The 521-nt window shown below is 68.5% G+C and carries 1 protein-coding gene; it reads left to right on the top strand.

Annotated elements, in window-relative coordinates; translation table 11 throughout:
• Positions 1-483 (top strand): transposase (locus ABD951_RS28550; RefSeq protein ID WP_345353658.1); only part of this gene is annotated, 483 nt, incomplete at its 5' end.
• Positions 484-521: the final 38 nt, after the last annotated feature.

Genomic DNA, 521 nt, shown 5'->3' with positions numbered 1-521 from the left:
TACACGCTGCGACTGCTGGCCCGCAGAATCCTCGAGTTGGGCACCGAAATCCGCGACCTGGAACGCCGGATCACCGATGTCATCGCCGGCCATGCGCCGACACTGCTCGAGCGCCGCGGCGTCGGCCCGGACAGTGCAGCAGCGTTGCTCATCACCGCCGGTGACAATCCCGACCGACTGCGCAGCGAGGCCTCCTTCGCGGCCCTGTGCGGCGTCAATCCGGTCGACGCGTCCTCCGGCAAGACCACCCGTCGCCGCCTCAACCGCGGGGGCAACCGACAGGCCAACGCCGCGCTCTACCGCATCGCCCTGTCCCGCCTGCGCTGGGATGCCCCGACCGGCGCCTACCTGGCACGGCGCCTCGCTGAAGGCAAGACCCGACGGGAGGTGATCCGGTGCCTCAAACGCTACATCGCCCGAGAGATCTACCAGATCCTCACCGAACCCCGACCCGACGTCACCACATGCCCTGCGGCTGCTTGACATCCATAGGGGCATCTACGCCACGCACAAGACCCCCG

It is taken from the genome of Rhodococcus olei (assembly GCF_039540555.1).
Lineage (GTDB): Bacteria > Actinomycetota > Actinomycetes > Mycobacteriales > Mycobacteriaceae > Rhodococcus_G > Rhodococcus_G olei.
The sequence above is the reverse complement of the archived record's forward strand: the minus strand, read 5'-3'. Positions and strand labels throughout refer to the sequence as shown.